A 26,123-nucleotide genomic window follows, 5' to 3' on the forward strand; every position below is an offset into this window, starting at 1 on the left:
GCTCAGGTCTGCGAGAGTCCGTGATCCATGCCCTCGCGACGCTCCAGGGCGACCATCGCGGCGGGGCGGAAGTTGAGGAAGTACGCCCGCCGTTGGCGGTCGGGCGTGGTGTTCCCGCGCGAGTAGTGGAGGGTGCGTCCGCCGTGGGCGGCGGCGAAGCCCGGCTCAAGCCCCACCCAGGTGGCGCCGGGATCGGTCTCCGACCCGTCGCACTCCAGCGCGTAACCGGTGCCCGCGCGCCGGTGGGGGCGTACGGGGCCGAGGTGCGAGCCCTTGATGTACCACATGCAGCCGTTGTCGAGGACGGCCTCGTCCAGTGCCACCCAGATCGAGGCCTCGCGCTGGTCCGGCAGGTCGATCTCGTACGAGATGTCCTGGTGCCAGGGCGTGACGGTGTTCGTGCCCGGGGCCTTGTTGATCAGCATGTCGAAGTCGAACTCAGCGTCGGGACCGATGAGTTCACGGGCGAGGGTCAGGGCCCGTCCGTGCAGGGGGAGGTCGAGCAGCTCGGGCGCGAGCACCGACGGCCACATGATCTGGGTGATGCGCTCGGGGGCGCCGTCGGGCCGGTCCTCGCCCGCTAGGTCGCACCGCTTGGTCCCGCAGTGGATCTCTCCGCTGAGGAACCGGTCGTAGATCTTCAGGTAGGCCCGGACCTCTTCGGGCTCCAGTAGCCGGCCGAGCTCGGCGTAGCCGTCTCGCCGGAAGGCATCCCGGACATCCGGGGCGGTGATCGTGTTCATGGTCGCGACGGTAGGCCGGTAGGCGAGAGGTGGCGTTCCTCCCTCTCCTGCGGAATCTCGTGGACACGAAGGAGGACGCGCGTGCTGCCGACCGGTCGTACCGCCGCGGATCCGGCCGAGGGCCAGGGCGTCGTGGTCCTTTCCGGCCGCGGGCTCGATCCACTCCTGACGCTCCGTCATCATCGTTACGCGGACGGCTGGTCGGGGTGTTCCGTGCGACGCGACAGTAGCCGCATTCTGCTGGTCCTTCCGTCGCGCGGCGGCATCGGGTTCGAGGTCGAAGGGCAGGCCCACACCCTGCGGCCGGGGCAGTCGCTGCGCATCCCGCCCGGTGCGGCGTACCGGACCAGGCATGCCCGGCCCCACGACGCCTGCTGGACGCTCGCCATGGCCGCGCCGGTGGGCAGACAGCCCGTGACCGCGCTCACCGCCTTGGAGCGGGCCGTCGTCCTGCTCGCCTCCGCACCCGGGCCGCTCCTGCGCCGTACCTCGCGGGAGGCCGACGCCGCCCTGGGCCGGCTGCGGGTTCCCCGGCAGCCCGCGCACTGGCTGGCCGAGGGGCTGTGGGAGCACACCCTCGCCACGCTCGTCCTGCTGCTCGCCCGTGAGCACGCTACGGCGCTGTCGATCCCTCTCCGGGAGCCCCATCCCGCCGTCACGCGCGTGATCGGCTGGATCGAGGACCACTTGGAGGAGCCCGTCGACGTCGCCCGGCTGACCCGGATCTCGGCGCTGTCGACGAGCCGGTTCTACGACCTCTTCACCACGCAGGTGGGCACCAGCCCCAAGGACTACGTGCTGCGGCGGAAGACGGAGGTCGCGCGGGACTGGCTCCTGGCGGACCCCGCGGTGACCGTGACCGAGGTGGCCCACGCGCTGTCCTTCTCGACCTCCCAGCACTTCGCGACGGTCTTCCGGCGCTACCAGGGCACGTCGCCGTCCGGCGCACGGAGGTCCCCAAGTGGAACACACGTACGACTCCGGGAGGCGCAGCTCGACGGGCCGGCCGGTGGTGAAACGGAACAGCGTGAAACACCGGCACACCACTCCATTCGCCAGGGCGGTACTCCGGCACGCACCGGCTTCTCCGTACGTACGTCCGGTTGTTGACATGCATCTTGTTGAGGCCGAGGCGTGTAGACGGCGCTCGGAGCGATGGTCAATAGTCGATTGGGCCAGAGGCGAACGGCAGTTCCGGACAACGGGACGCGGTGTTCTGGTTCCTTTCCTCGACAACGCAACGGGAGATTCGACGTGCACTCTGAAAGGCTCGCCGGTGTCATCTGCGCAGTCATCGCCTGTGTCGTCCTCGCGTACTCCGGAGGACACGCCGACGAATCCGCTACCGGCAGCACCGCCGATACGGCGTCCACGGCCGTCGGCAAGGACCTCGGCGACGACACCGGCTGGGGATAGGAAGCGAATGCACTCGCCGCGTCTAGGGTGTGACAGCGTTACGGAGAGTGGTCGAGCAGGCCTTGAGGTGGGAGCTGAGATGTGGGCGGCTGGAATCTCGTGGGATGTCCTGGGGTACGAAGTCTCCTGTGTGCACGACGACGGCAGAGTGCTCCGCCCCGCGCGTTTCGCGGCGAATGAGGTGCCTCTTCTCGCCGTATATCTGAAAAGGATGTGCGGCGACCGGGTGATCGCCGTGGTCGACAGCACCAACGGACTTCTCGACGGACCGCTGCGCAATGCGGGAATCCGCGTTTTCCGGGCCGATCCCTGGGACCTTCCGCAGCGCCCGGTCGCGGGTTCCGTCCCGGCGCACGCCCTCGCCCTGCGGGGGAGGGGGCGCGCCGGCGGGCTCGTCGAGACCGACACCGAGAACGGCACGCTGAAGGGCCGCTTCGACGAGCTGGACCGGGGCGTCGAGAGCAGTGCGGGGCGGGAGGCCGAGCTCACCCGCCGCGGCTACTGCCTCACCCGCGGCGACTCGGCCGCCCCCAGAGTGGCGCTGACCTTCGACGACGGGCCGAGCGAGCCCTACACGGGCCAGGTCCTGGACGTCCTGCGCGACTACGGCGTGGCCGGCACGTTCTTCTGCGTCGGGCTGCACGCCAGTACGGCCCCGGGGGCGCTCGCCCGGATCCGGGAGGAGGGACACGCGGTCGGCAACCACACCTGGTCGCATCCGTTCCTGCCCGATCTCACCCACGACGAGATGTTGTTCCAACTGGACGCCACCAACAAGTCCATCGCCGAGGTGACGGGTGAGGCCCCCACGCTCATTCGCCCCCCTTACGGTTCCCGTACTCCGGAGACATTGCGCTGGACCGCGGACCACGACATGACCACGGTGCTGTGGGACAGGGATTCCTGGGACTGGGCCGTGCCCGGCCCGGAAACCATCGTGGAAAACGCGCTGGACGGCATCTCCAACGGCTCGATCGTGCTCATGCACGACGGCGGAGGTGACCGTTCGCAGACGATCGCGGCACTTCCCGTGATCATCGAGTCGCTGCTGGCGGACGGATTCCAGCTGGTGACCGTCGACCGGTTGCGCGGCAGCCTGCTGCAGAGCTGAAGAAAAGGACTGGGAAAGATGCCTGCCCCACCCGAAATACGTCTCAGTGTCGTCGTCATGCACCACCCCTCGCGTTCCGCCGAATTACCGGAACTGCTTTCCCGGCTGGCCGGTCTCCGGCCGCGTGTCGTGTGCGATCCCGACCCGTCCGGCCCGCCGAGCCCTTTGCGTACGGCGAAACTCGCCTGGGCCGCCATCGAGCCCGGAGCCACCCATCACGTCGTATTCCAGGACGACATCCACCCGATTGTGGAGATAGCCGAAGACCTGCTCGCCGCGGTGGCGGCACGGCCGGACCACGGAATATCGCTCTACGTCAACTGGAACAGTCCTCAGAATTCCTACCTCGTCCGCAGAAGCGCCGCCCTCGGCTCTCCCTGGGCCCCCCTCTCGCCCAGGGAGTACACCCCGACCCTCGGCCTGGTGCTGCCGGCCGGCGCCGCCGCCGAACTGGCCGCGTACCTGAGCACCCTTCCCGACCACCTGCGCGACGACGACGAGATGGTCACCCTGTTCTGCCGCGGGGCCGGCATCCCGGTCGTCGCCGCGGTGCCCCACCTCCTGGACCACGGCGGCGACCGGAGCCTCGCGGGCAACGACAGCCACGGCTCCCGGCACGCCACGGTCTTCGGTACGGAGCGGAGCCACGGCAGGGACCACTGGACGCCGGAGGCCACGGCTGCCGAGCTCCACGCGCGGCAGCCGGGCTCCGGACCGGGCCCGCACTACACCGTCGAGCTGACGGACTCGACCTGCCGCATCCGCTTCGTCCTCCCCGGGGGCGAGGAACCGGTCGAGCACCCGCTGGGCTGGTACTGGCACGACTGGTGCGCGCTGCTCGGCGTCGACCGGGACCGCGTCGTCGACTCCTGGCGCGCGGCGGTCTCCCCGCCGTCACCCCTCCCCGGCGCCGGCGCTTTCGCCCCGTCGGGCGACCACGCCGCCCTGGGCCTGGAGCTGTGGGCCGCCTGCTACCTGCTGGGCGCCGACGCGGCGGGACTCGCGGACGGCCGGGGCCGGGTCCGAGGCCCGGAGAGCCCGGCTGTCCACGCCACCGCCGACCTGGCCCGTAAAGCGATCGGTTCATGGGTCGCCTCGGGGCTCGGCGTCCGCGACCACGAGCTCGTCGGCGCCGTGGAACGACGCGGCCTCGTCGAGCTCGGCACGGCGGCGCTCGACCGGGGATGGCGCGACCGCGCGGCAGGCCCCGGACGACGGCCCGGCACGAGGTCCGGACTGGAGCAGGTCCATGCGTGAACCGGCGCTCGCGCTCCCGCAGCGCGCGGCGATCGAGCGGATGGCACGGCGGGAGGCGGCCGCCCAGCTGCTGCCCTCCCCGGACGCCACGGTCGTCACGGTCGACGTGCGGGAGTGCCCGACCTGCGGCGGCGGTGAGGAGGCCGTACGCGCCTCCCCGTTGGCCGTGCAGCCGGGCCTCGCCGTCTTCGGGGACGTACCGGACCCGGCCTCCGAGGAAGGGCCCGTCGTCACCGTCCTGGGCTGCGAGATCCTCACGCCCCGCGCCCTGCTGCCCGCGATCGTGCTCCGTCACCACGACGGATCCCCGGCCGTGTGGCGGACCCGTGCGGTCGCCTGGGCACAGTCGGCCAATCCGGGGGTCGACCGGCACAGCGACGTCGAGCAGCTCATCGTCGAACTCGCCGACGAGGAGGCCGAGTCGGACGCCTCCCTCGTCCCCGGGGGCGGCCACCGACTGCCGCCCCGGACCTCGCCGCGGGCGCTGGTCCTCCCCGCGTCGACCCGGTTGAACCCGGCCGCCGTGGGCCTGCGGGAGAGCGTCCCGCCGGCCGCCCGCTTCCTCTCCCCGCACCTGGACGGGCCCCAGGCACAGCTCTACGAGAAGGCCTACCGCGGCTCTCTTCTGCGCACGGTCGCCGCCCACCTGTGACCGCCCACCCGTGACCGCCACCGGCGATCAGGCACTTCGGCGATCAGGCACATCCCCTACCGAGGAGTTCCGATGCACCCGTCTTCCCGGTCTTCCTGGACCGGCAGCGCCATCCTCTTCGACCTGGACGGAACGCTGGTCGAATCCATGAGCACCATCGAACGGCACACCCGGCTCTGGGCGCTGCGTCACGGCCTGGACCCCGACCACACGCTGGAAGTCTGGCACGGGCGCCGTGACAGCGACGTCATCGCCGACTTCGTACCACCCGACCGGGTCGAGGCGGAGCTCCAGTGGATGCGGGACCTGTCGTGCCGCGACGTCACCGGGATCGCCGCCGCGCCGGGCAGCCGGGAGCTCGTCGCCGCGCTGCCCGCGGACGCCTGGGGCATCGTGACGTCCGGCGAGCGCGAGGTGGCCCTGTGCCGGTTGGCCGCCGCGGGGATTCCGGAGCCCCGGGTCCTGGTGTCGGCGGACGACGTCGTGAACGGCAAGCCGCACCCCGAGGGATTCCTCAAGGCCGCGGCGGCGCTGGGTGTCGACCCCGCGACGTGCCTGGTCTTCGAGGACGCGATGGCGGGCGTGGAGGGTGCGCGCGCCGCCGGCATGGAGGCGATCATGCTGGGCGACGCGGCGACGTCCGGTGCCGGCGTGCGGTACCTGTCCGGCTTCAAGAAGGTGCGTGCGTCCGTGGCTCCGGAGACGGTGCGTGCGTCCGTGGCTCCGGAGACGGTGCGTGCGTCCGTGGCTCCCGAGCCCGGGACGCCGAGCCGCCTGCTGCTGCGCTTCACGGCCTGAGCCGGCCGTGGACCTCACCCCCACCGCCCCGGTCGACCCGCGGTCACGGCTCGGCGGAGCGTACCGGGCCACCGCCGTGACCTTCTTCCTCAACGGCCTTCTGCTGTCGACCTGGTTGATCCGGATTCCCTCCATCAAGGAGGCGACCGGGCTCGGCACCGGAGCGTTCGGCACGGTGCTGATCACCCCCGTGATCGTCTCCCTGCTGTCCATGCAGTTCGCCGGCCGCCTGCTGGCCCGCACGAGCAGCCGGACCTTCGTCCGGGTCAGCGTGGTGGCGACGGCCGTCGCCCTCGTGGCGACCTCCCTCGCGCACACCGGGCTGCAACTCGCCCTGGCACTTGCGCTCTTCGGGTTCTTCGACGGCCTGCTGTTCGTGGCCTCGAACGTGCAGGGCGTGGCGGTGGAGCGGCTCACGGGCAGGCCCTGCCTGAACTCGTTCCACGCCGCGTGGAGCATCGGCAACCTGTCCGGGGCGCTGATCGGCAGCGCGTTCGCCTGGTTCGGAGCGGGTACGACGACGCAGTTCGTCCTCGTGGCGCTGCTGGCCATGTGGGCGTCCGGCGGTCTGCTGCGCCCGCTGCTGCCGCCGGCCGAGGCGCCCGCGCCCGGCCCGGAGGCGGCGCCCGGGTCGGGCGGGTGGCGCGGGGGCTGGAACGGCCGGGTACTGCTGCTCGGACTGCTCGGGCTGTGCTGTCTGGTGGCACAGGGGGCCCTGGAGGACTGGGGAGCCGTCTACCTCCGTGAGGAGCGCGGCGCCTCGACCTTCCTGGCCATGGCCGGTCTCGTGGCCTTCAGCGTCACGCTCGTCGCGGGCCGTCTGATCGGCGACCGGCTGCGCGAGAGGTACGACGACGGGGCGCTGCTGCGGGCGTTCGCGCTGCTCGCGGCGGCCGGCCTCGGTCTCTCGCTGGTGAGCTCCGCGTACGGCGTGGCCCTCGCGGGATACGCCCTCTTCGGTGCCGGGCTCTCCGTACTCGATCCGATCGTCTCCAGCGCGGCGGGCCACGCGGCGGCCGACGACCGCGAGGAGACCATCGCCTCCGCCGTCGCGCACGTGGCGACGCTCAGCCACACCGGGCTCCTGCTGGGGCCGCCGGCGATCGGCTGGCTCGCCCACGGGGTGGGCCTGACCCGGGCCCTGGTCCTCCCGGCGCTTCTCGTCCTGGTCGTGGCGGCGGCGGCCCCCGCCGTCTTCCGGGCCCTGAGGAACAGCGCACCCACCAAAGGACACATCTCAGCCGAAAGGTAACCGGTGACCAGTCTGCCGACCAGTCTGCGGAACACCCCCCTCACCTCCGACGAGATCGCACGGTTCCACAAGGACGGGTATCTCCACCCCAACCCCGTCCTGTCGCAGGACCGGATCGACATGGTCCTCCAGGCCGTCGACGAGCACCGCGCGGGCCTCTTCGAGTCGAAGACGTTCGAGCTCACCGATCCGGTCGCGATCCGCCGCAGCCAGGGCGAGCAGGGGCAGGACGTCTTCGAGTACGAGAGCAACGAAGGGACCGTCGGGCACACCTTCTCGTTCCTGTTCAACATGCGCCTTCGCGACGAGCGCATCCGCGACCTCGCCGCCGACCCGGTGATCGCCGGCATGGCACGCCAGCTCCTGGACGCCGACGAGGTCGTGATCATGGAGGACAACGTCGTCGTCAAGGAACCGGGGTCGAAGCTGCTGCCCTTCCACCAGGACTACTCCTACTGGCCGTTGGCGACGCCCGACGCGGTGACGGTCTTCATCGCCCTGGACCGGATCACCATCGACAACGGCGCCATGATGGTCGTCCCCGGCTCACAGAACGCCGGCGAGCGGCTTCCCGTGTCGTTCGGCGAGGTCGAGTCGTACATGAAGGACGAGCGGCCGGGCGTGCCCGAGGTGCCGGCCGACCCGGAGGCCGAGGGGCACCCGGTCTCGTACATCGAGCTCCAGCCGGGCGAGTGCTCCATCCACAGCTCGATGGTGTGGCACGGATCGACGCCGAACACGACGCCGAACCGGCGGCAGGCGCTGATCCTGCGCTACGTGAAGGCCGGGACGATCTGGCTCGGCAACGAGCGCTTCCCGTACGACGAGGTGCAGTGCGCCGTCGGCGACCCCATCGGCGGACCGGTCTTCCCGGTCGTGCCGACGGCCTTCTAGGGCCCGGTGGTACGGCGGTCCCGTCGGCCCCGCACGGCGCTTCCGCCGCCCCTCGCGGCGCCGGGTCCCGTCCCGCGGGCCGGCGCCGCACCGGGGCGGCCCCTTCCCCGATCCGCACCAACCGAACGGAGGCGTGATGGAATCTCCGCGCATTCCCCAGCCGAAGATCATTCTCGAAGGTACGCATCTGACGCGTAAGACCGACATCGCCTTCGCGCTGGCGGAGCACCCCCGGATCATCGGCGAGCGCAAGCATCGTTGGCACATCCCGCTGGTCTCCTCGGAGTGGGACACCTTCTCGGACGAACAGCCGACGAAGGCGAACCCCGGGCGCAGCATGATCGAGTACGAGCCCTACCAGGAGGCGCGGGCGCTGGAGGCGTTCCACACGTACACCCGGCTCTTCGAGCTCCAGCGGGACTACTACTGGATCGTCGACCGCTTCCACATCTCCACGCTGTCCCACCAGTGGACGGAGCGGGGCCGGGAGGTCGACTTCGACTGGCTGGAGGAACGGCTCCTCGCCCTCGGCTTCCACCTGGTGCTGTGCAGCAGGCGCCCGGAGACCTTCGAGCGAGCCAGGGCCGAACGCCTCGTCTACTCGGAGAACCCGCGGCGCTACGACGACCTCCAGGTCTTCGTCGACGAACAGGACACGATGCGCCGGTTCTTCGAGAAGTCGCGCCTTCCGAAACTGGAGATCGACGTCTCGGACCACGACGAGCACCGGGCGGCCGATGGAATTCTCGACTGGGTCGAATCGACCGGCGGATTCTGGCGACCGGAAGACGACGACATCAACGACAAGGCTAGGGGAGCGCGTTGAGCAATTCCGCAGGAATCCAGGTCGGAATGCCGGACGTCGTCGCCGCGTCCACCTTTCCGCAGTACGCGTACGGGACGCTGCTCGCCGCCTTCCTGGCCCGCCGGCTGGGGCTCGGCGAGGTCTCCGTCGCGGAGCTCGGGGTGGCCGGCGGCAACGGTCTGGTGGAGCTCGAACGGGTCGCCGCCGAGATCGGCGCGGCGCAGCAGGTGAAGGTGAGTACGTACGGCTTCGACCTCGGCAGCGGGATGCCCACCCCCGTCGACCACCGCGACAACCCGTCCATGTGGCAGCACGGCTTCTTCAAGATGGACGAGGAGCTGATCAGATCCCACCTGACCTCCGCCGAACTCGTGCTCGGCGACATCGCCGACACCGGCCCCCGCTTCATGCGGTCAGGGGCCGCGCCCATCGGGTTCCTCTCCTTCGACCTCGACTACTACTCCTCGACCGTGGTCGCCATGAAGGCGCTCCTGGAGGAGTCGCCCGAGCACTACCTCCCGCGGATCGTCTGCTACTTCGACGACACGGTCGGCCCGCACGAGGAACTGCACTCCGAATTCACCGGCGAACTGCTCGCCATCAAGGAATTCAACGCGGCACACGAGCACCGGAAGATCGGCAGGATCAACGGCCTCCGGTACAAGCTGCTGCCGATGACGGAATCCAACGACGAATTCTCGTGGATCGAGGGAATGTATGTCCTTCACCTTTTTGATCACCCGCTCTACAACCAGTACGTCTACCCGGACGCCGACCGGCAGTTCCCCCTCGGCGGCTGAGGGCTCGACGGCCCACGGCCAGGAGACGCGCGACGAATCGGAGAGGCAGGGAGAGCGGTGGGATTCCGGCAGCTGGTGGAAGAACCCGGGCCTGTGGGGGCGCGGCAGGGGAAGCCTGGGCTCCGGGGCGCTCTGATCGGCTACGGCACGATCGCGGAAGGCCACCTCACCGGGATCTCGCGGACGGACGGCCTGGAGATCACCGCCGTGGTCGACGTGTCCCCCGCACGCCGGGCGGCCGCGCGCCGCGAACTGCCCGGCGTCCGGGTCCTCGCGGAACTCGACGAACTCCCCGTGGAGGAGCTCGACTTCATCGACGTGTGTACCCCGCCCCACGCCCACCTCGACGGCATCCGCTTCGGGCTGCGCCACGACCTGGCGGTTCTGTGCGAGAAGCCGCTGCTCCTCGACCGGCGGGAACTGGAGGCCCTGGAACCGGAGGAGAAGGCAAGCCGCGGATTCCTCTTCCCTTGCCACAACTACCGGTTCGCCCCTTCCGTGATCGCCATGAAGGCGGCCCTGGCCGGCTGCGGGGCCGCGGACGGCGACTTCCGCGGGCACTTCCGTACCCTGCGCACCTCGCACGCCAGGGGGACGGCCGATTGGCGCCCCGACTGGCGGCGCGAGCGGTCCGTCGGCGGCGGCGGGATCCTGCGGGACCACGGACCGCACAGCGTCTACCTCGCCGCGCACCTCGTCGGCTCGCGGCCCGACCGGGTCCGCTGTGACCTGCGGCGTCCCGAAGGGGGCCCGTACGCCGACACGGAGGAGTACGCCTTCCTGTCGCTCTCCTTCGCCTCGGGGGCCGTCGTCGACTTCGAGCTCGACTGGACGGCGGCCGGCCGGCAGACCAGTTATCTCGTCTCCGGCTCGTGGGGTCATGTGCGGCTCATCGACGACGACTTGGAGCAGTGCGTCGACGGGTCGGCGCGGCGGAGCCGGCTGCCGTCGGACTTCAACGATCCGCGGCACGGCAACTGGTTCAAGGGCGTCTTCGAGGAGTTCCTCGCGGAGGTCTCCGAGGGCGGGCGAAGCGCCCGGCTGCGCGAGGACGCCGCCGTCACGATCCGCGTCATCGAGGCGGCGTACCGCTCCGCGGCGCTCGGCGGCCGCTGGATCGATGTGTAGCCCGGCGCGGCCGCGACGCGCGGAGCCGACCGGTTCGAGACCGACACGGAGAAGGGGATGGCACCAATGCGGAGCAAGACCATGCGGAGCAAGACCATTCTGATCAGCGAGCCGCAGGGCGCGACCGGTGAGCTGCAGTTCGACAACGCGAAGCCGTACTTCCCGTACATGTGGGCGATCCTGAAGTCGTACTGGGAGCGGCACGGCGACGAGTCGGCGGGCTACGAGTGGCTGGAGCCGATCTGGCGCAACGACGCGCCGAACGTGCTCCTCGATCCGTACCGCGGCACCGAGATCGGGGTCCTCGGGCTGAGCTGTTACACCTGGAACTGGGAGATCCAGTGCGAGCTCGCCCGTGAGGTCAAGGAGCTCAACCCGGACTGCCTGGTGGTGGCCGGCGGGCCCGAACCCGACTACAAGGACCCGGAGTTCTTCGCCAAGCATCCGTACATCGACGCGGTGGCGATCAAGGACGGCGAGATCACCTTCCGCGAGATCCTGGTGAAGGCGGCGCGCGGCGACCGCGACTTCTCCGACATCGGCGGGCTGTACCTGCCGGGCGGCGAGGGCGGGACGATGGTCTTCACCGGGCCGCCCGAGGTGCCCACCGAGTTCGAGCACAGCCCGTACCTGGACCAGGCCGCGTACTACGACCGGCTGGTCGCGGAGCACGGCTCGGACGCCTTCGAAGTGATCATGGAGACCAACCGGGGCTGCCCCTACGGGTGCAGCTTCTGCGACTGGGGATCCAACACCAACTCGAAGGTGCGGCGCTTCGGCATGGACCGCGTCGCCGCGGAGATCGACTGGCTCGGCCACCTCAGGATCGAGAGCGTCATGCTCGCCGACGCCAACTTCGGGATCCTCCCGCGCGACCTGGAGATAGCCGACAAGTTCAACGAGGCCCGGGACGACCACGAGGGCTACCCGAAGTACATCTTCTACAGCGCGGCGAAGAACAACCCCGACCGGGCCATCGCCATCGCGATGAAGTTCGCCAAGAGCGGCATCTGCACGGTGCACTCCCTGTCCGTCCAGCACACGAACAAGGAGGTCCTCGCGGCCACGGCCCGCAAGAACATCTCCGCCGACAAGCAGGTCCAGGTCGTCAAGCACATGATGGACGCCCACGTCCCCGTCGAGGTCCAGCTCATCCAGGGCATCCCCGGCGACACGTACGACATGTGGAAGGGCTGCCTCGCCGACCTCATGGAGTGGGGCATCCACGAGGACTACCTGATCCAGGCCTACCGCCTCCTCCCGAACGCGCCCGCCGGCGAGCGCGCCTTCCTGGAGGAGTGGCAGGTCGAGACCATCGACCGGATCACGTACGACCTCACGACCCGGGAGATCGACGAGACCCGCCGCGACGTCTTCCGCAAGCCGGAGCGGATCCTCGCCTCCACCAAGTCGTACACCCGCGAGGACTGGGTCCGTACGTCGGCCTACTCGGCGTTCATCAAGGCGCTGCACAACTCCAGCGCCACCCAGCGCGTGGCCACGTACCTGAGGCTCACCCACGGCGTCCCCTACCGGGACTTCTACGAGAGCCTCCTGGAGGACCCCGACGTCCGGACGCCGCTGCTGCGCGAGTGGCAGCTCAAGGTCCTCGACCACTACCAGTACTTCCTGACGCACGACGACGCCAGCGACCACATCCGCGTCGACGAACTGCCCAGCCTGGCCTACACCCTGCACCCGTCGCGGTGGCTCTACATCCAGGTGTGCCTGCACCTCGAACGGTTCTACGAGGAGCTCAAGGACTCGCTCCTCAAGCGCTACCCCGAGGTGGCCAACCTCGCCAGCGTCATCGACTACCAGCGAGACATCGTGATCATGCCCGACTACGACCGCGAGGCCGGGAAGGTCATCACGACGGAGTTCGACTGGCCGGGGTACTTCGAGCAGGCCCGGGTCAGGGACGGTTCCCAGCCGCTGCTCGACGAGCCGGCACCGATGGACGGAGCGGTGTTCCAGGCGGTCGACCGCGTCTCCGGCGAGCGCCCAACGGTGCGCGACGGCGTCCGGATCGGCGGCTTCTACGGCGAGCCCCTGGAGTGGGGCACCGGGGACCTCGGCGAGCGCTGGGCGACCTGGGTGCAGCGCGTGGCCATCGGCCGCAGCTCCGCCGGCATGCACAACCACAAGGAGTTCAAGGTCCTGCGTCCGCAGCCTTGAGCCGTTGACCAGTCGATCAGTCGACCAGTGCACCGGTCGACCAGGAAGGAGACGACATGGACGCGGACCTGACCGGCCGCCGGTTCACGCAATCCGAGGAATGGGCGCGGCGGGGGGAGCGCAGCGACGCCTGGGCCGCCACCCGGGGCGACATCCTCGCCGACGACCAGTTCACCCGCGGATACCCGAGGTACGTGGGCCGCGCCCGCGGCGCCTACCTCTGGGACGTCGACGGAAACCGCTACGTCGACTACATCCTCGGCTACGGGCCCGCGATCCTGGGCCACGCGCACCCCGAGGTGACGGCGGCGGTCACGCGCGAACTCGCGCTCGGCAGCTGCATGTCCCCGCTGTGGAGCCCCCGGCAGGTCGAGCTCACCGAGCTGCTCACGGCGGTGATCCCCGGCGCGGAGATGGCCTATCTGATGAAGACGGGCTCCGACGCCACCAGTGCGGCGGTACGCCTCGCCCGCATCCACACCGGGCGGTCGAAGGTCGTGCGCTGGGGGTACAACGGCTGGCACGACTGGACGGCACCCCGCCCGGCCGGGGTGCCGGAGTCGACGCTGGCCGACACCCTGAAGTTCCGCTACAACGACATCGACTCGCTGCGGGCGGTCTTCGCGGAGCACCCCGAGTCCGTCGCCTGCGTGATCATGATGCCCTTCGAGGTCGAGCCGCCCGAGCCCGGCTTCCTGGCCGCGGTGCGGGACCTCGCGCACGCCCACGGCGCGCTGTTCGTCCTCGACGAGATGCGGTCGGGCTTCCGGATGGCGCTGGGCGGGGCGCAGGAGTTCTTCGGGGTCCGGCCCGACCTGTCGACCTTCAGCAAGGCGATGGCGAACGGCTTCCCCATCTCCGCCGTCGTGGGCCGCGAGGACGTCATGCGCGGTCTGAGCGAGACCCACATGTCGTCCACCTTCTACGGCAACCCCGCCGAGATGGCCGCCGCCCTCACGACCGTCCCGATCCTGCGCGACACCGACGCCCTCGCCACGGTCTGGCGCCTCGGCGAGGCCCTGCAGACGGGGCTCGCCAAGCTGGTCGCGGAGTCCGGCCTGCCGGCCGAGGTGGTCGGCTACGCGCCGGCCCCCTTCCTCCGCTTCGCCGACGGCCACGAGGCCCTGAAGCTCTCCTTCTACGAGGAGACGACGCGCCGGGGCATCCTCCTCCACCCCAACCACCAGTGGTTCCTCTCCGCCGCGCACACGGACGAGGACGTCGAGTTCACCCTGGACGCGATCAGGGAGAGCCTCGGGTCGGGGCCGGTCGCGCGGGAGCTGGAGGCCCTCGATGTCCGCTGACGGCCCCGCTGACGGGTCCGCTGACGGTCGTCCCGAGGTGGACCTCCACATCCACACCCACTTCAGCAGCGACGCCGACCATTCCCCCGCCGAGGTCCTGGAGACGGCGGCGGCCCGGGGGCTCAGGGCCGTCGCGATCGCGGACCACGACGTCATCGCCGGCTCGGCGGAGGCGCTGGGCCTCGCGGCCGCTTACGGCGTGGAGGTCGTCCCGTGCGTCGAGCTCACGACGTTCCTCGGCGGCCGGGAGTTCCACGTCCTCGGCTACCTCGTCGACCCCGGGGCCAAGGGCTTCACGGACCGGCTGGCCGAGGTGCAGCGCCGTGACGAGGAGCGCGCCCGCGCCTTGGTGGACGCCCTGGTCCGGCTGGGCGTGGACTGCACCTACGACGAGGCCAGGGCGCTGACCCCGCGGGCCGTGCCCAAATGCTCCGTCGTGGTGCGGGCCGCGATGACGAACGGCCGCAACGACGGGCTGGCGCTGTTCGACGACTACCGGGAGGGCGGGCCCCGTGCGGGCCAGCCGTACCACAACTTCTTCCTGGACCACATGCGTCCCGGGGGTACCGCCTATGTGGAGTCGGACAGTTCGTTCTCCACGGTGGCCGCCGTGGCGCTCGTGAGGGAGTACGGGGGAGTGTCCGTACTGGCGCACCCGGGCGGAAGCCTGCCCCGCGGCGAGGGCACCGTCCTCCTCGACGAGCTGCGGGCCGCAGGCCTGGACGGCATGGAGGTGTTCTCGCCGTACCACTCGGCGGAGGACGTGGCCGGGCTGTCCGCGTACTGCGAGGAGGCCGGTCTGGTGCGCACGGCGGGCTCCGACTTCCACGGCGAGACCGTGAAGCCGGGGCTGCGGATCGGCGGTCCGGCGGAGAGCCCGTACGCCGTGGTGGAGCAGCTCAGGGAACGGGCCGAGCGGCGCTCCCGGAACCGTTCGTACGCGTGATCCGTACGCGTGATTCGTCTGTGTGATTCGTCTGTGTGAGAGGGAGGGACGTTCGTGAGTCTTGTCGCTCGGCGGCTCGCGACCACCGAGGCCGTCGTCTTCGACTTCTACGGGACGCTCGTCGAGCACGACACGGAGTTCCCCGCCATGTGGGAGTTCCTCAACAGCCTCGGCTACCGCAGCCACCCGGAGCTGGAGTCGGCCTTCGAGCCGAATGCCTTCGACGGGTGCCTGACGCCGACCGTCGCGGAGGACCCGGACCACCAGAGCTGGCTGGAGGGGAACTGGCGGCACTTCCTCCGGCTGAGCGGTGTGCCGGAGGACGACGTCGACCACGTCCTGAAGCAGCTCCAGGACTTCCAGGCCACCTACCGTCCCCGGGCCGTCGCGTGCGCGAACGACCTCATCGGAGTCGTACGAGAACGGGGACGGAAGGTCGGGCTCTGCTCCAACTGGGAGACGCCGATCCAGCCTTGCCTGGACGAGGCCGGGCTCCCACCGTTCGACGCGGTGACCGTGTCGGCCGAGGAGGGCGCGCGCAAGCCGCACGGTCTGCTCTTCGACCGCGTCGCCGCCGAACTCGGCGTCGCCGCCGACCGGATCGCCTTCGTCGGCGACACCTGGTCGGCGGATGTCGTCGGCGCCCTGCGCGCCGGCATGTCGCCGGTGTGGATCCGGGGCGGCAGGGCTTCCCGTGGACTCCCTGACCTCGTCGCAGAGTTCGACACCCTGGGTGATTTCCACCGATATATACGCGATTCCCTGTGACGAGAGCGAGGATGGGACAGCCATGGAGAAGATCACCGTCATCACGCTCACCCGAGGTCGCCCGGACCTGCTCCGGCGGTCGATCGAGTCGGTCCGGCGGCAGGACTACGCCGGTCCGGTCGAGCACCTGGTCGTGATCGACGACTGCGAGCGCACCGCGCGCGAGATCGCCGACGAGGTGAGCGCGAGCACGGACCGCCGGAGGGTGACCGCGCATCTCATGCGGCGCGCGGGGGCCGAGGACGGTGCCGGAAGAGGGGGCGGTCCGGACTCCAGGGCGTGGATCTACCCCCGGATCTCCCGCCTCCTGAACAAGGGCGCAGCCCTGGCCGATTCGACCTGGATCTCGTTCCTGGACGACGACAACGAGTACCGGCCCGACCATCTGCGCGGACTGATGGCGCTGGTCGAGCGGACGGGCTACCCCGCCGTGCACTCGGCGCGCAGCATCCACTGGGCGGACGGCTCCCCCTACCTGGAGCCCCGCTTCCCGTGGGCCCACGTCCCGGGGACCGCCGAGGAGATCTACGAGCTGATGTGCGCGCGCGGCATCTGGGTCCGGGGCACCAACGTCCTCCGGGACAGGGCCGTCCCGATCGACGTCTCCGTCTTCCGCAACAGCACGATCATGACGTCACGGGACGCGCCGTTCCTCGTCGACCAGAACATCTGGCTGATGCGCCGCGACCTCATGCTCGCGCACCCGATTCCCGACGTCTTCTCCGAGCGCGACCTCGACGAGAACATGGGGCCGGACGACATGCAGCTGAAGGTGCTGCTCTCCCAGCGGATCCCCATCGCCTCCACGGGCGAGCCGACCGTCCGGTACTACCTCGGCGGCGTCTCCAACAACCTGAGGCCGGTGCCGCAAGGGTGACCCACGCGCTTCATCCCGGATCAGGGTCAGGATCCGGATCAGAGTCAGGATCCCCCTCCGCCTCCATCCGCCGGCGCCAGTTCCGGGCCGCCTCCTCGCTGTTCGCCGTCATGGGCTTCCACACGGGCGCGTGGACGGTGCTGCTCGTCGACCTGTCCCACTGGTTCGGCCTCGACCTGCAGACGCTCGGCACGTTCATGACGCTCGCGTGCGTCGCGTCCGTACCGGTCCAGCTCGCCGGCGGATGGCTCTCGGACCACTTCGGAAGGCGTCCGCTCCTCTTCCTGGGGCTGGTCGGCATGGGCCTCACGCTCATGCTGCTCACCGTGGCGCGCAGCGATGTCGTGGCGTTCTCCGTCTTCGCCCTCATGGGTCTCTTCGGAGGAATCCTCGATCTCGGGGTCAACAGCATAGGAAGCGACTACGAAAGCCACTACGACGTTCCCGTCATGACCCAACTCCACGCCGGATTCAGCGGTGGAGCAATAGGCGGGGCGCTTTTCGTGGCCCTGGGAATGGGCGGACTCGGCTGGGATTTCCGGATCGTCTACGGAATCGACGCGGTGCTCCTGACGGCGTTCGGCGTCCTCGCTCTGCTGCTCCCGCTCTCGGGGCGCGTCGCCAAGCCCGACGGAAAGCTCCGCGGTGGCTTCGCCGAACTGCGCAAGCTCTCCGTGGTGCTGCCCGCGTCCCTGCTCCTTGCGCTCTATTTCTTCAGCGACAGCGCGATCGAGAACTTCTCGTCCCTCTATCTCCGCGACCTCCTCAAGGGCGGGGTCGTGGTGAGCGCCGTCGGCGTCGCCGGTTTCTATTTCGCTTCCTTCGTGGGCCGGCTGTGCGGCAGCGCGATCATCGGACGGCACGGTGAGGCGCTCCTCGTGAGGATCGCGGGGCTCGGCATGTTCGCCGGGATCATCCTCATCGTGACCGGTGGATCCCCCGTGGTCGCGGCGGCCGGACTGCTGCTCTTCGGCCTCTCCGAAGCACCCGTCGCACCGGTGGGCTTCTCGCTGGCCGGGCGGGCCACGTCCGACCGGGCGGGCCTGGCGATGGCCGTGGTGAGCGCGATCAGTTTCGGCGCGTACAGCCTGAGTCCTCTCGCATTCGGTGTCATCGCGAGCGGCTCGTCCTATCAGGTGGCCTTCTCCACTCTCGCCGGAACGGCACTTCTCATCTTCTTCTTCGGGTTTTCGCGAAAGGCCGGACTCTCGGGCGCCGCGCCGGTGTTCTCCTCGCGACGCCAGTGACACTCCTGTAAAGTTCGTGACCGGCTGTTGAGTCAAGCCCGCGGAAGAAGTGTGGTCATGCTGAGCGGTGCGATTGTTTCAGGGCGCGGGAAGAAAGAACGCGCGGCCCTGGCGCAGGCCCTCCTGGGGGGAATTCCCGTGATCGAGGGAGGTGATCGCAACCGACTGGACACCTTCTCCGCCGCCTGGTCCGCGCGTGACGGCGAGGCGACGCATCATTTCGTTCTCGGCGAGGACGCCGAGCCCGGCCCGGGCACCCTGGAGAGCCTTCGGCTGGCGGCCGAGACCTTTCCGGAAGCCGCCGTCTCCCTGTACGCGGGATGGGACGAGCCGAACGGCTCGGCGGTCCGCCTCGCGGCGCTCTCCCGGCACTCCTGGGCGGAGGGGATCCAGCTGCATTCCTTCCCCGCCACGGCCGTGCTGCTCCCCATGCGGCAGGCGGAGGAGTTCGCCCGGTTCCTGGAGCATTTCAAGGAGCTCGAACCGAGCTGCGACGCGGCGCTCTTCGACTTCCTCCAGCTCGCCGGCATCGACGTGTACACGATGCTCCCCTCGCCGTTGGACGCCGAGGGGAAGGCCGCCTGGTCCGCCCCCGACGCGCACCGCCTCCCCGACACACAGAGCATCCTCCACGGCTTCCGCGTCTGTCCCCACTTCCAGCGGGGCGTCGCCTACTGCCTGATCCGGTACGGCGGCGGGGGCGCGGGCGGCGACGACCACACCTGGCGGCACTTCCACTGGACGCGGCTGGCGCCCGAGTTCGGTCTCGACCCGGCGCAGCTGCGGCACGACTTCGACACGACGATCGCGAAGTCGGCGTGGGTCGAGGAACGGCCGGCGGGGGAACGGGAGTTCCTCTTCGGCTTCTGGATCACCGCGCTCCTGCTCGCGGTCGTCGCCCGCGCGACCTCGGATCCCGGGTCGGCACCCGCGGCGGCGATCCCCGACCGCCTCGTGGAGACCCTGGCCCTCGGCGGTCTCGTCGGATCGGCGCTGCCCGAGGGCACGTTCACGGGCCTGGAACCCGAGCTGAAGTCCATCGCCCTGGACGGGTACACGGCCGGAACGGCCCAGGGGGTGGGCGTGTGACCGCCGCACCGCCGCGCCTCTCGCTCGACGGCGTCGTCATGACCCACCCGCGCCGGAGCCACGCGGCGCGGGCGCTGTCGGCGGCACTGGGAGACCTGCGCGTCGTCATGGACCCGCACCCCGGCGGGTCGAACGCCCTCATCACCTCCATCGAGGCGTGGGGGGCCTACGCGCCCGATGCGACCCACCACCTCGTGCTCCAGGACGACGTGATCGTGCGGCCCGACCTGCTTGCGCAGGCCCGGCGCGCCGTGGAGCTCTTCCCGGACGCCGCGCTCTCCTTCTACGCGAACTGGGACAGCCTCAACGGCGCCGCCGCCCGGCTCGCCCTCATGGCCGGCTGCGGGTGGGTCGAGGCGGTGCGGTGGGAGTTCTTCCCGACGCTGGCCACGGTCCTGCCGGTGCGGCTCCTCGACGAGTACGGGCGGTTCGCGGAGGCCGCGGCGCAGGTCCACTTCGAGGACGACGAGGTCCTGTTCGACTTCCTCCAGGTGAAGGGGGTGCCCGGATACGTGTCCGTGCCCGCCCTGGTGGAGCACGGCGACCTGACGAGTCTCGTCGGCAACCCGAAGCGGAGGGCGGCCTGTTACGGAGGCGGCGAGCCGCTGCGGGGACCGGGGCAGGACCGGCTCGCCCACTCGCTCACCCTCTGCCCGTTCTTCTACCGGGGCATGGCCTTCCTCCTGGTCAGGGTCGGTGACCTGGACGATCACGCGTGGCGGTACGTCCACTGGAGCCGGGTCGCCCCGCGGCTCGGCCTCGACCCGGTGGCGCTGCGCCGGCGGTTCGACCGCGAGTTCGCGGCGTCCGTAGCGCCGTGGGCGTCCCAGGGGCAGACCGAGTTCCTGTTCTCGCTGTGGGTGGTCGCGCTGCTCCTCGGCCTGATCCCGCGGACCGGGCACCTGAAGATCTCCGGCCCGCCGGCCTCCGGCGCCACGGGAGAGGCCGACGCGACCCGGCACCAGGACCTGATCGCGGCCGCGCTCGGCACCCTGGCCCCGGGGGCGCTCATGGACTCGGCGCTTCCCGACGACGCCTTCGTGGGCCGGGCCGAGTGGCTGCTGAGGATCGCGCATGATGGTTACGAGGCCGGCCGCGAGGTCGGAGGCGGCGTGGGGCAGGTGGGGTTGACCTGACAGAAGGTGGCGCATAGCGTCGCGGCGCTGGGGTGAGCAAGCGCTTAGGAGGTCCTCGTGGTGGTGTCCGGCGGGCAGACGGGGGAGGCGCGGCTCAGCGCGCCCGGGGCGCCCTTCGCCGTGGAGGACGGGGTGTACACCGGCGGGCCGCGGACGCTGCGGGAGTTCGTGGAGGTCGTCTGGGCCTACGGCGACCGGGTGTTCCTGGTGTCCGAGACCGGGCAGACGACCTACCGGGAGTTCTTCGACGCCGCCTGCGGGCTCGCCCGGCAGCTCGTCGGCGAGTACGGGCTGCGGCCCGGGGACCGTGCCGTCGTCGCCATGCGGAACCTTCCCGAGTGGCAGGTCGCCTTCTGGGCCGCCCAGCTCGCCGGGCTCGTTGCCGTACCGCTCAACGCCTGGTGGACCGAGGACGAGTTCACGTACGCCCTCGACGACTGCGCGCCGGGCGTGCTGCTCGTCGACGGGGAGCGCGTCGGGCGCGTGCGGGCCTGGGCGCGGGAGCACCGGGTGCGAGGGATCGTCTTCCAGGGCGAGGCGGAGGAGGGCTTCGAGGCGTACGTCCCCGATCGTGATCCCTTCCTCGGGCCGCCGCCGGTCGACGTCCTGCCCGAGCACGACGCCACGATCATCTACACCTCCGGCACCACCGGCCGCCCCAAGGGCGCCGTCGCCACGCACCTCGCGCAGGCCGGGGCCGCCATGAACCCCCGCTTCTTCGCCGCCGCCGCGGCCCTCGCCCGCGGCGAGGTGCCCGGGACGGGGCCCGCGCCCGTGTCGCTGACGACGTTCCCCTTCTTCCACGTCGCCGCGTTCACGTCCTTCTACGCCGTCATGGCGGCCGGCGGGACCCTCGTCATGATGCGGAAGTGGGACGCCGGGGCCGCCCTCGAACTGATCCGCAAGCACGGCGTGACGCACTACGCCGGGGTGCCCACCACCGCGCTCCAGCTGATCGAGGCCGCCCGCGAGGCGGGCGACGAGCTGGAGAGCCTTGTCCTCCTCAGCACCGGGGGCGCCGCCGCCCCGCCCGGGATCGTCGCCGGGATCACCGCCGCGTACGGCGAGCGCGTCGAGCCCCGCAACGGCTACGGGCTCACCGAGACCTGCGGCGGCGTCCTGTCGAACGTCGGCGCCGAGTACCGCGCCCACCCCGGGAGCGTCGGCCGCCCCTCGCCCGCCACCGAGGTGCGCGTCGACCGGCCCGACGCGGAGGGCGTGGGGGAGCTGTGGCTGCGCGGGCAGTCGCTGATCCGGGGGTACTGGGGGAACGAGGACGCGACCCGTGCCGCCTTCACCGACGACGGCTGGTTCCGGACGGGTGACCTCGCCCGCGTCGACGCCGACGGGCGGGTCAGCGTCGTCGACCGGCTCACGGACATGGTGATCCGCGGCGGCGAGAACGTGTACTGCGTCGAGGTCGAGGCCGTGCTCCATGAGCACCCGGACGTCGTCGACGCCGCCGTCCTGGGCGTCCCGCATCCCGTCCTCGGGGAGGAGGTCGTGGCCGTCGTGCGGCTGCGTGCCGGGGCGGACCGCGACGTGGAGCGGCTGCGCGCTCACGTCGGGGCGCGCCTCGCCGCCTTCAAGGTGCCCGCCCGGGTCCTCGTGCGGGAGGAGGAGCTGCCCCGGAACCCGACCGGGAAGATCCTCAAGCGCCGGCTGAGGGACGAGTTCAGGGACGGGTTCGGGGACGGGTTCAGGAGCGCGTGACGCGGATGCGGTAGGCGCCCGTCGGCTCCTCGGCGAGGACGCTGATCCGGATGCCGTTGGCCCGGTCCGTGAAGATCTCGCCCGGGCGGTACGGGGCGTCCGACAGCTCCGCGTGGACGTTCGGGCGCCGCGTGCAGCCGCCGCTCGCGTGGTCGCTGTCGGACACGGTCACCGGGCCGTGGCCGGTGTCCACGTCGGACTCGACCCGGTAGACGAGGACGCCCTGCTCGCAGACCGCCTCGTCGTTGCCCTCCTTGCTGCGCACCTCGACCGCGTACCCCGAGGTGTCGGAGAGCGGGACGAAGGTGAGCTTGGGGCCGCCGGGGATGCCCAGCGGGGTGAGGGTGTAGTCGGCGCTGCCGGGGCCGGAGGCGCAGTTGATCTGGTCGTTGTCGAGCCAGCCCAGCTTCCACTTGTGCCAGCCGAGCAGGTCGTTGTTGGCGCCCCAGTCCTCGGACATGATGTCCCAGTGCCCGACGGTGCCGCCGCCGTCCGAGGTGTAGAGGTCGGGCAGGCCGAAGACGTGGCCGTTCTCGTGGGGCAGCACCCGGTAGCCGGTCTCGGCGAAGCTGCCGGAGCCGTCGTCCTGGCGGCTGTAGACGAAGGACGTGTTGGCGAGCGGCACGCCGTCGGCGTAGGGGGCGTCGTCGTTGCCGGAGAAGGTCACGGACAGGACGGTGTCGAGGGCGGACGGCCCGGCGTTCGGCGTGACGAGGACGTTGACCAGGTCGTACGCGCTGAAGTCCACCTTCGCGTCGGCGGCCTTCACGATGTCCTCGACGAGGGAGCGGTAGCCCGGCTCGTACGGTGAGCCGCGCTCGATCCCGTACGAGGAGAACGGCCGGGGCATCCGCAGCCAGTCGGCCATCGGGACCTCGGCCTGGTACTTCAGGCGCCCGTACGAGCTGGTGCGGAACCAGTCGGCGGTCTGCGGGAAGAACTCGCGGAAACGGCTCATCGCATCGCCCTCCCCGACGGCGTCGGGGAAGTCGACCATCAGGGTGAGGGCCCTGACGCGGCCCGTGGAGCGCACGTATCCGGGGGCGGTGGGCAGCCCCTCCGACATCTGCACACCCATCGTGGTGGCGATCCGGCACGGCCCGAGCTGCGCGCCGCGCGGCGCGGCGGCCACGGGGCCTGCCGACGCCGGGGCGGGGTCCGGGAGCGTCGTGCTCGCGGAGGCGAGCAGCGTGAGGGAGAGGGCCGTGGTCGCCGCCAGGGCGACGGGTCTGCGTATCCGTCGGCGGGGGTGCTGCATACGGGCGCCTCTCCGGTGGGGGCAGGTCTGCGGCACGGATCTCCTCGCGCGGGGGATGTCTCCCGCGCGAGGAGACGTCTCCTGTGCGACGCCTCCTGCGGGGGAGACGGAGATCCGTGTCGTGCGATCAGCCTGTGGTGATCGGCTCGGAGGCGCGCGTCGGGTGGACCGATCGTGTGGGTATTCCGTGCGGCGTGTCGCGAGTGACCCACGTCACACCGAAAGAGGGAAATAAGCGGGGACGCTGTCCCCGTTTAACCCTGTGTTCCGCGAAGTGGGGAGTCCTTCCCCGGATGTCATCGCATCGGTGATCGTTGAGGAGGTTGTGGCGTGACCAGCACCCCGGACACCGCGCCCGTGCGCCGCGTACCCCGCCCGCGCGCAGACGCCCTGCGCAACCGCGAGCGGATCGTGACGGCGGCCCGCGAGATGTTCGTCGAGTTCGGCCCCCAGGTGCCGTACGACGAGGTGGCGCGCCGCGCCGGCGTCGGGAACGCCACGCTCTACCGCAACTTCCCCGAGCGCGACGACCTCGTCCGCGAGGTCGTCCTCTCCCTCATGGCCCGCGTCACCGAGATCGCCGAGCTGGCCGCCGAGGAGGAGGCCGACACCTTCGCCGCCCTCCGCCGCTTCACCCACGCCGCCGCCGACGAACGCATCGGCGCCCTGTGCCCGATGCTCGACGGGGCCTTCGACAAGGACCACCCCGATCTGACCGTCGAGCGCGAGCGCCTTGAGGAGGCCGTCCAGGGTCTCGTCGAGCGTGCGCAGGCCGCCGGCCGGCTCCGCGCCGACGTCGGCGTCGGGGACCTGATGGTGGCGGTCTCGCAGCTGACGCGCCCGCTGCCGGGCACGGCCTGCGTGAACTTCGACCAATTCGTCCACCGTCACCTGCAGTTGTTCCTCGACGGCCTGGAGGCGCCCGCGCGCTCCGAGCTGCCGGGGACGGCCGCGACGCTGGAGGACCTGAGACGCGACTCCTGCCGGCGGTCGTGACGACCTCCTTCCGGCGGTCGTGATGACGCCCTGCCGGCGGTCGTGATGACGCCCTGCCGGCGGTCGTGACGACGCCCCGCCGGCGGTCGTGACGACCGTCCAGCGCCCCACGCACACCTTCCCTTTACGTCCTTTTTCGCCAGTACGCGCCAAGAGGTGGCTACCCCCATGTCCAAAATCCCCGAGAGCCCCGCGATCCAGGGAGCCGACCCCGGCCGCTGGAAAGCGCTCGTCTTCATCGCCCTCGCCCAGCTGATGGTCGTGCTCGACGCGACGATCGTGAACATCGCGCTGCCCTCCGCCCAGCAGGACCTGGGGATCTCGGACGGCAACCGGCAGTGGGTCATCACCGCCTACGCCCTCGCCTTCGGCGGTCTCCTCCTCTTCGGCGGCCGCATCGCCGACCTGTGGGGCCGCAAGCGGACCTTCGTCGTCGGACTGATCGGCTTCGCCGCCGCCTCCGCCCTCGGCGGGGCCGCGAACGGCGAGGCGATGATGCTCGGTGCCCGCGCGCTCCAGGGCGCCTTCGGCGCGCTCCTCGCGCCCGCCGCGCTGTCGCTGCTCGCCGTGACCTTCACCGACGCCAAGGAGCGTGCGAAGGCCTTCGGCATCTACGGCGCGATCGCCGGTGGCGGCGGCGCCGTGGGCCTGATCCTCGGCGGCTTCCTCACCGAGTACCTGAACTGGCGCTGGACCTTCTTCGTCAACATCCCGTTCGCGATCGTCGCCGCCGTCGGCGCGTACTTCGTGATCCGCGAGCCCGCGGGCGGCCGCAACCGCTCCTCGCTCGACATCCCGGGCGTGATCCTCTCCACCCTGGGTCTGGTCGCGCTCGTCTACGGCTTCACGCGCGCCGAGTCCGAGGGCTGGAGCGACGCCGGCACGATCGGCCTCTTCGTCGGCTCCGCCGTCCTGCTCGGGGTGTTCGTCCTCACCGAGGCCCGGGTGAAGTCGCCGCTCCTGCCGCTGCGCGTCCTGACCGACCGCAACCGCGGCGGCGTCTACCTGTCGCTGGGTCTCGCCGTCATCGCGATGTTCGGCCTGTTCCTCTTCCTGACGTACTACCTCCAGGTCGTGAAGGGGTACTCGCCGGTCATGACCGGCTTCGCGTTCCTGCCCATGATCGTGGGCATGATCATCGGCTCGACCCAGATCGGTACGCGGCTGATGACCCGGGTCCCGCCGCGGCTGCTGATGGCCCCCGGCTTCCTGACGGCCGGCCTCGGCATGCTGCTCCTGACCCAGCTGGAGGTCGGCACCTCGTACGCCGGTCTGATCCTGCCCGCGCAGCTGCTGCTCGGCCTGGGCATGGGCACGGCGTTCATGCCGGCCATGTCGCTGGCGACGCTCGGCGTGGACCCGCGGGACGCCGGTGTGGCCTCCGCGATGGTCAACACCTCGCAGCAGGTCGGCGGCGCCATCGGTACGGCCCTGCTGAACACGATCGCCGCCTCGGCGACCACCGCCTACCTGGCCGACCACGCGGCCGGCGCGACCACCCCGGCCGCGCAGAAGATGGTCCAGCTCCAGGGCATGGTCGAGGGCTACGCCGCGGCGATCTGGTGGGCCGTCGGCATCCTGGTCCTCTCGGCCACGATCGCCTTCGTGCTGATCAACACCGGGAAGCCGGAGACCGGAGTGGTCGCGGGCTCGGGCGAGGGCGCGGACGACGAGATGAAGATCCCCGTCATCGCGCACTGACCCCTTCCTTCCGGGTACCTGCCCTGGCTCGTTCCTCCCGGGTACCTGCCCTGG

The 26,123-nt window shown here is 70.7% G+C and carries 24 protein-coding genes; 22 read left to right on the forward strand and 2 right to left on the reverse strand.

Annotated features, from left to right (window positions below):
- Positions 1-2 precede the first annotated feature (2 nt).
- A complete protein-coding gene (locus ASC82_RS18325) occupies positions 3-743 on the reverse strand; it encodes a phytanoyl-CoA dioxygenase family protein (protein ID WP_079039348.1) in 741 nt (246 codons plus the stop codon).
- Positions 744-824: 81 nt separating this feature from the next.
- Between ASC82_RS18325 and ASC82_RS18330 the strand changes: the two genes are divergently transcribed.
- The 20 genes from ASC82_RS18330 to ASC82_RS18420 all read left to right on the forward strand — a co-directional run bounded on the left by ASC82_RS18330 (position 825) and on the right by ASC82_RS18420 (position 22,114).
- Positions 825-1,853: an AraC family transcriptional regulator gene (locus ASC82_RS18330; RefSeq protein ID WP_056648921.1), complete on the forward strand. Its 1,029-nt coding sequence runs from the start codon at positions 825-827 to the stop codon at positions 1,851-1,853.
- A 144-nt stretch (positions 1,854-1,997) separates the two neighbouring features.
- Positions 1,998-2,159: a hypothetical protein gene (locus ASC82_RS30410; protein WP_157863480.1), complete on the forward strand. Its 162-nt coding sequence runs from the start codon at positions 1,998-2,000 to the stop codon at positions 2,157-2,159.
- A gap of 226 nt (positions 2,160-2,385) precedes the next feature.
- Positions 2,386-3,270: a polysaccharide deacetylase family protein gene (locus ASC82_RS18335; RefSeq protein ID WP_206779219.1), complete on the forward strand. Its 885-nt coding sequence runs from the start codon at positions 2,386-2,388 to the stop codon at positions 3,268-3,270.
- Between the two features lie 249 nt (positions 3,271-3,519).
- Entirely contained in the window at positions 3,520-4,527 is a 1,008-nt protein-coding gene (locus ASC82_RS18340) for a hypothetical protein (protein WP_157863481.1), read from the forward strand.
- The gene (locus tag ASC82_RS18345) at positions 4,520-5,179 is read left to right on the forward strand and encodes a hypothetical protein (RefSeq protein WP_056648927.1); all 660 of its coding nucleotides are present in this window, start codon (positions 4,520-4,522) and stop codon (positions 5,177-5,179) included. The genes ASC82_RS18340 and ASC82_RS18345 overlap by 8 nt, the downstream gene beginning before the upstream one ends.
- A 72-nt stretch (positions 5,180-5,251) precedes the next feature.
- Entirely contained in the window at positions 5,252-5,977 is a 726-nt protein-coding gene (locus ASC82_RS18350; protein ID WP_056648929.1) for an HAD-IA family hydrolase, read from the forward strand.
- Positions 5,978-5,984: 7 nt separating this feature from the next.
- Positions 5,985-7,229, forward strand: a complete 1,245-nt coding sequence (locus ASC82_RS18355; protein ID WP_056648931.1) for an MFS transporter — start codon at positions 5,985-5,987, stop codon at positions 7,227-7,229.
- A gap of 3 nt (positions 7,230-7,232) precedes the next feature.
- Positions 7,233-8,123, forward strand: a complete 891-nt coding sequence (locus tag ASC82_RS18360) for a phytanoyl-CoA dioxygenase family protein (RefSeq protein ID WP_056648932.1) — start codon at positions 7,233-7,235, stop codon at positions 8,121-8,123.
- 136 nt (positions 8,124-8,259) lie between these two features.
- Positions 8,260-8,949 carry a hypothetical protein gene (locus ASC82_RS18365; protein WP_056648934.1) on the forward strand — a complete coding sequence of 230 codons (690 nt, stop codon included), beginning with the start codon at positions 8,260-8,262 and terminating at the stop codon, positions 8,947-8,949.
- Positions 8,946-9,728, forward strand: a complete 783-nt coding sequence (locus tag ASC82_RS18370; protein WP_157863482.1) for a hypothetical protein — start codon at positions 8,946-8,948, stop codon at positions 9,726-9,728. The genes ASC82_RS18365 and ASC82_RS18370 overlap by 4 nt, the downstream gene beginning before the upstream one ends.
- A 57-nt stretch (positions 9,729-9,785) precedes the next feature.
- The gene (locus tag ASC82_RS18375) at positions 9,786-10,856 is read left to right on the forward strand and encodes a Gfo/Idh/MocA family oxidoreductase (RefSeq protein WP_079039350.1); all 1,071 of its coding nucleotides are present in this window, start codon (positions 9,786-9,788) and stop codon (positions 10,854-10,856) included.
- Positions 10,857-10,922: 66 nt separating this feature from the next.
- A complete protein-coding gene (locus tag ASC82_RS18380; RefSeq protein WP_056648940.1) occupies positions 10,923-13,034 on the forward strand; it encodes a radical SAM protein in 2,112 nt (703 codons plus the stop codon).
- 56 nt (positions 13,035-13,090) lie between these two features.
- Complete coding sequence (locus ASC82_RS18385) at positions 13,091-14,338, forward strand: aminotransferase class III-fold pyridoxal phosphate-dependent enzyme (protein WP_079039352.1); 1,248 nt, start codon at positions 13,091-13,093, stop codon at positions 14,336-14,338.
- Positions 14,328-15,284: a PHP domain-containing protein gene (locus tag ASC82_RS18390; RefSeq protein WP_079039353.1), complete on the forward strand. Its 957-nt coding sequence runs from the start codon at positions 14,328-14,330 to the stop codon at positions 15,282-15,284. Before ASC82_RS18385 ends, ASC82_RS18390 begins: the two co-directional genes overlap by 11 nt.
- Before the next feature lie 54 nt (positions 15,285-15,338).
- The gene (locus tag ASC82_RS18395; RefSeq protein ID WP_056648945.1) at positions 15,339-16,052 is read left to right on the forward strand and encodes an HAD family hydrolase; all 714 of its coding nucleotides are present in this window, start codon (positions 15,339-15,341) and stop codon (positions 16,050-16,052) included.
- A 22-nt stretch (positions 16,053-16,074) separates the two neighbouring features.
- On the forward strand, positions 16,075-16,929 hold the full coding sequence (locus ASC82_RS18400) for a glycosyltransferase (protein WP_056648947.1): 855 nt from the start codon (positions 16,075-16,077) through the stop codon (positions 16,927-16,929).
- A 110-nt stretch (positions 16,930-17,039) separates the two neighbouring features.
- Positions 17,040-18,176: an MFS transporter gene (locus ASC82_RS18405; RefSeq protein WP_056648949.1), complete on the forward strand. Its 1,137-nt coding sequence runs from the start codon at positions 17,040-17,042 to the stop codon at positions 18,174-18,176.
- A gap of 138 nt (positions 18,177-18,314) precedes the next feature.
- Positions 18,315-19,265, forward strand: coding sequence for a hypothetical protein (locus ASC82_RS18410; RefSeq protein WP_056648950.1), 951 nt, complete (start codon positions 18,315-18,317; stop codon positions 19,263-19,265).
- A complete protein-coding gene (locus ASC82_RS18415; RefSeq protein ID WP_056648952.1) occupies positions 19,262-20,401 on the forward strand; it encodes a hypothetical protein in 1,140 nt (379 codons plus the stop codon). Before ASC82_RS18410 ends, ASC82_RS18415 begins: the two co-directional genes overlap by 4 nt.
- Positions 20,402-20,464: 63 nt before the next feature.
- Entirely contained in the window at positions 20,465-22,114 is a 1,650-nt protein-coding gene (locus tag ASC82_RS18420; RefSeq protein ID WP_056649585.1) for a class I adenylate-forming enzyme family protein, read from the forward strand.
- Here ASC82_RS18420 and ASC82_RS18425 read toward each other — a convergent pair.
- Positions 22,101-23,372, reverse strand: coding sequence for a M6 family metalloprotease domain-containing protein (locus ASC82_RS18425; RefSeq protein WP_056648954.1), 1,272 nt, complete (start codon positions 23,370-23,372; stop codon positions 22,101-22,103). The two genes, ASC82_RS18420 and ASC82_RS18425, sit on opposite strands and share 14 nt — an antisense overlap.
- A 330-nt stretch (positions 23,373-23,702) precedes the next feature.
- Between ASC82_RS18425 and ASC82_RS18430 the strand changes: the two genes are divergently transcribed.
- Complete coding sequence (locus tag ASC82_RS18430) at positions 23,703-24,368, forward strand: TetR/AcrR family transcriptional regulator (RefSeq protein WP_056648957.1); 666 nt, start codon at positions 23,703-23,705, stop codon at positions 24,366-24,368.
- Positions 24,369-24,536: 168 nt separating this feature from the next.
- Positions 24,537-26,069, forward strand: coding sequence for an MFS transporter (locus ASC82_RS18435; protein ID WP_056648959.1), 1,533 nt, complete (start codon positions 24,537-24,539; stop codon positions 26,067-26,069).
- Positions 26,070-26,123: the final 54 nt, after the last annotated feature.

The organism is Streptomyces sp. Root431 (genome assembly GCF_001426585.1).
Taxonomy (GTDB): domain Bacteria; phylum Actinomycetota; class Actinomycetes; order Streptomycetales; family Streptomycetaceae; genus Streptomyces; species Streptomyces stackebrandtii.

Coding starts and splice junctions, on each gene's coding strand:
- ASC82_RS18325 (WP_079039348.1), bottom strand. CDS start 743: ATGAACACGATCACCGCCCCGGATGTCCGGGATGCCTTCCGGCGAGAC.
- ASC82_RS18345 (WP_056648927.1), top strand. CDS start 4,520: ATGCGTGAACCGGCGCTCGCGCTCCCGCAGCGCGCGGCGATCGAGCGG.
- ASC82_RS18350 (WP_056648929.1), top strand. CDS start 5,252: ATGCACCCGTCTTCCCGGTCTTCCTGGACCGGCAGCGCCATCCTCTTC.
- ASC82_RS18365 (WP_056648934.1), top strand. CDS start 8,260: ATGGAATCTCCGCGCATTCCCCAGCCGAAGATCATTCTCGAAGGTACG.
- ASC82_RS18380 (WP_056648940.1), top strand. CDS start 10,923: ATGCGGAGCAAGACCATGCGGAGCAAGACCATTCTGATCAGCGAGCCG.
- ASC82_RS18385 (WP_079039352.1), top strand. CDS start 13,091: ATGGACGCGGACCTGACCGGCCGCCGGTTCACGCAATCCGAGGAATGG.
- ASC82_RS18390 (WP_079039353.1), top strand. CDS start 14,328: ATGTCCGCTGACGGCCCCGCTGACGGGTCCGCTGACGGTCGTCCCGAG.
- ASC82_RS18400 (WP_056648947.1), top strand. CDS start 16,075: ATGGAGAAGATCACCGTCATCACGCTCACCCGAGGTCGCCCGGACCTG.
- ASC82_RS18405 (WP_056648949.1), top strand. CDS start 17,040: ATGGGCTTCCACACGGGCGCGTGGACGGTGCTGCTCGTCGACCTGTCC.
- ASC82_RS18425 (WP_056648954.1), bottom strand. CDS start 23,372: ATGCAGCACCCCCGCCGACGGATACGCAGACCCGTCGCCCTGGCGGCG.
- ASC82_RS18435 (WP_056648959.1), top strand. CDS start 24,537: ATGTCCAAAATCCCCGAGAGCCCCGCGATCCAGGGAGCCGACCCCGGC.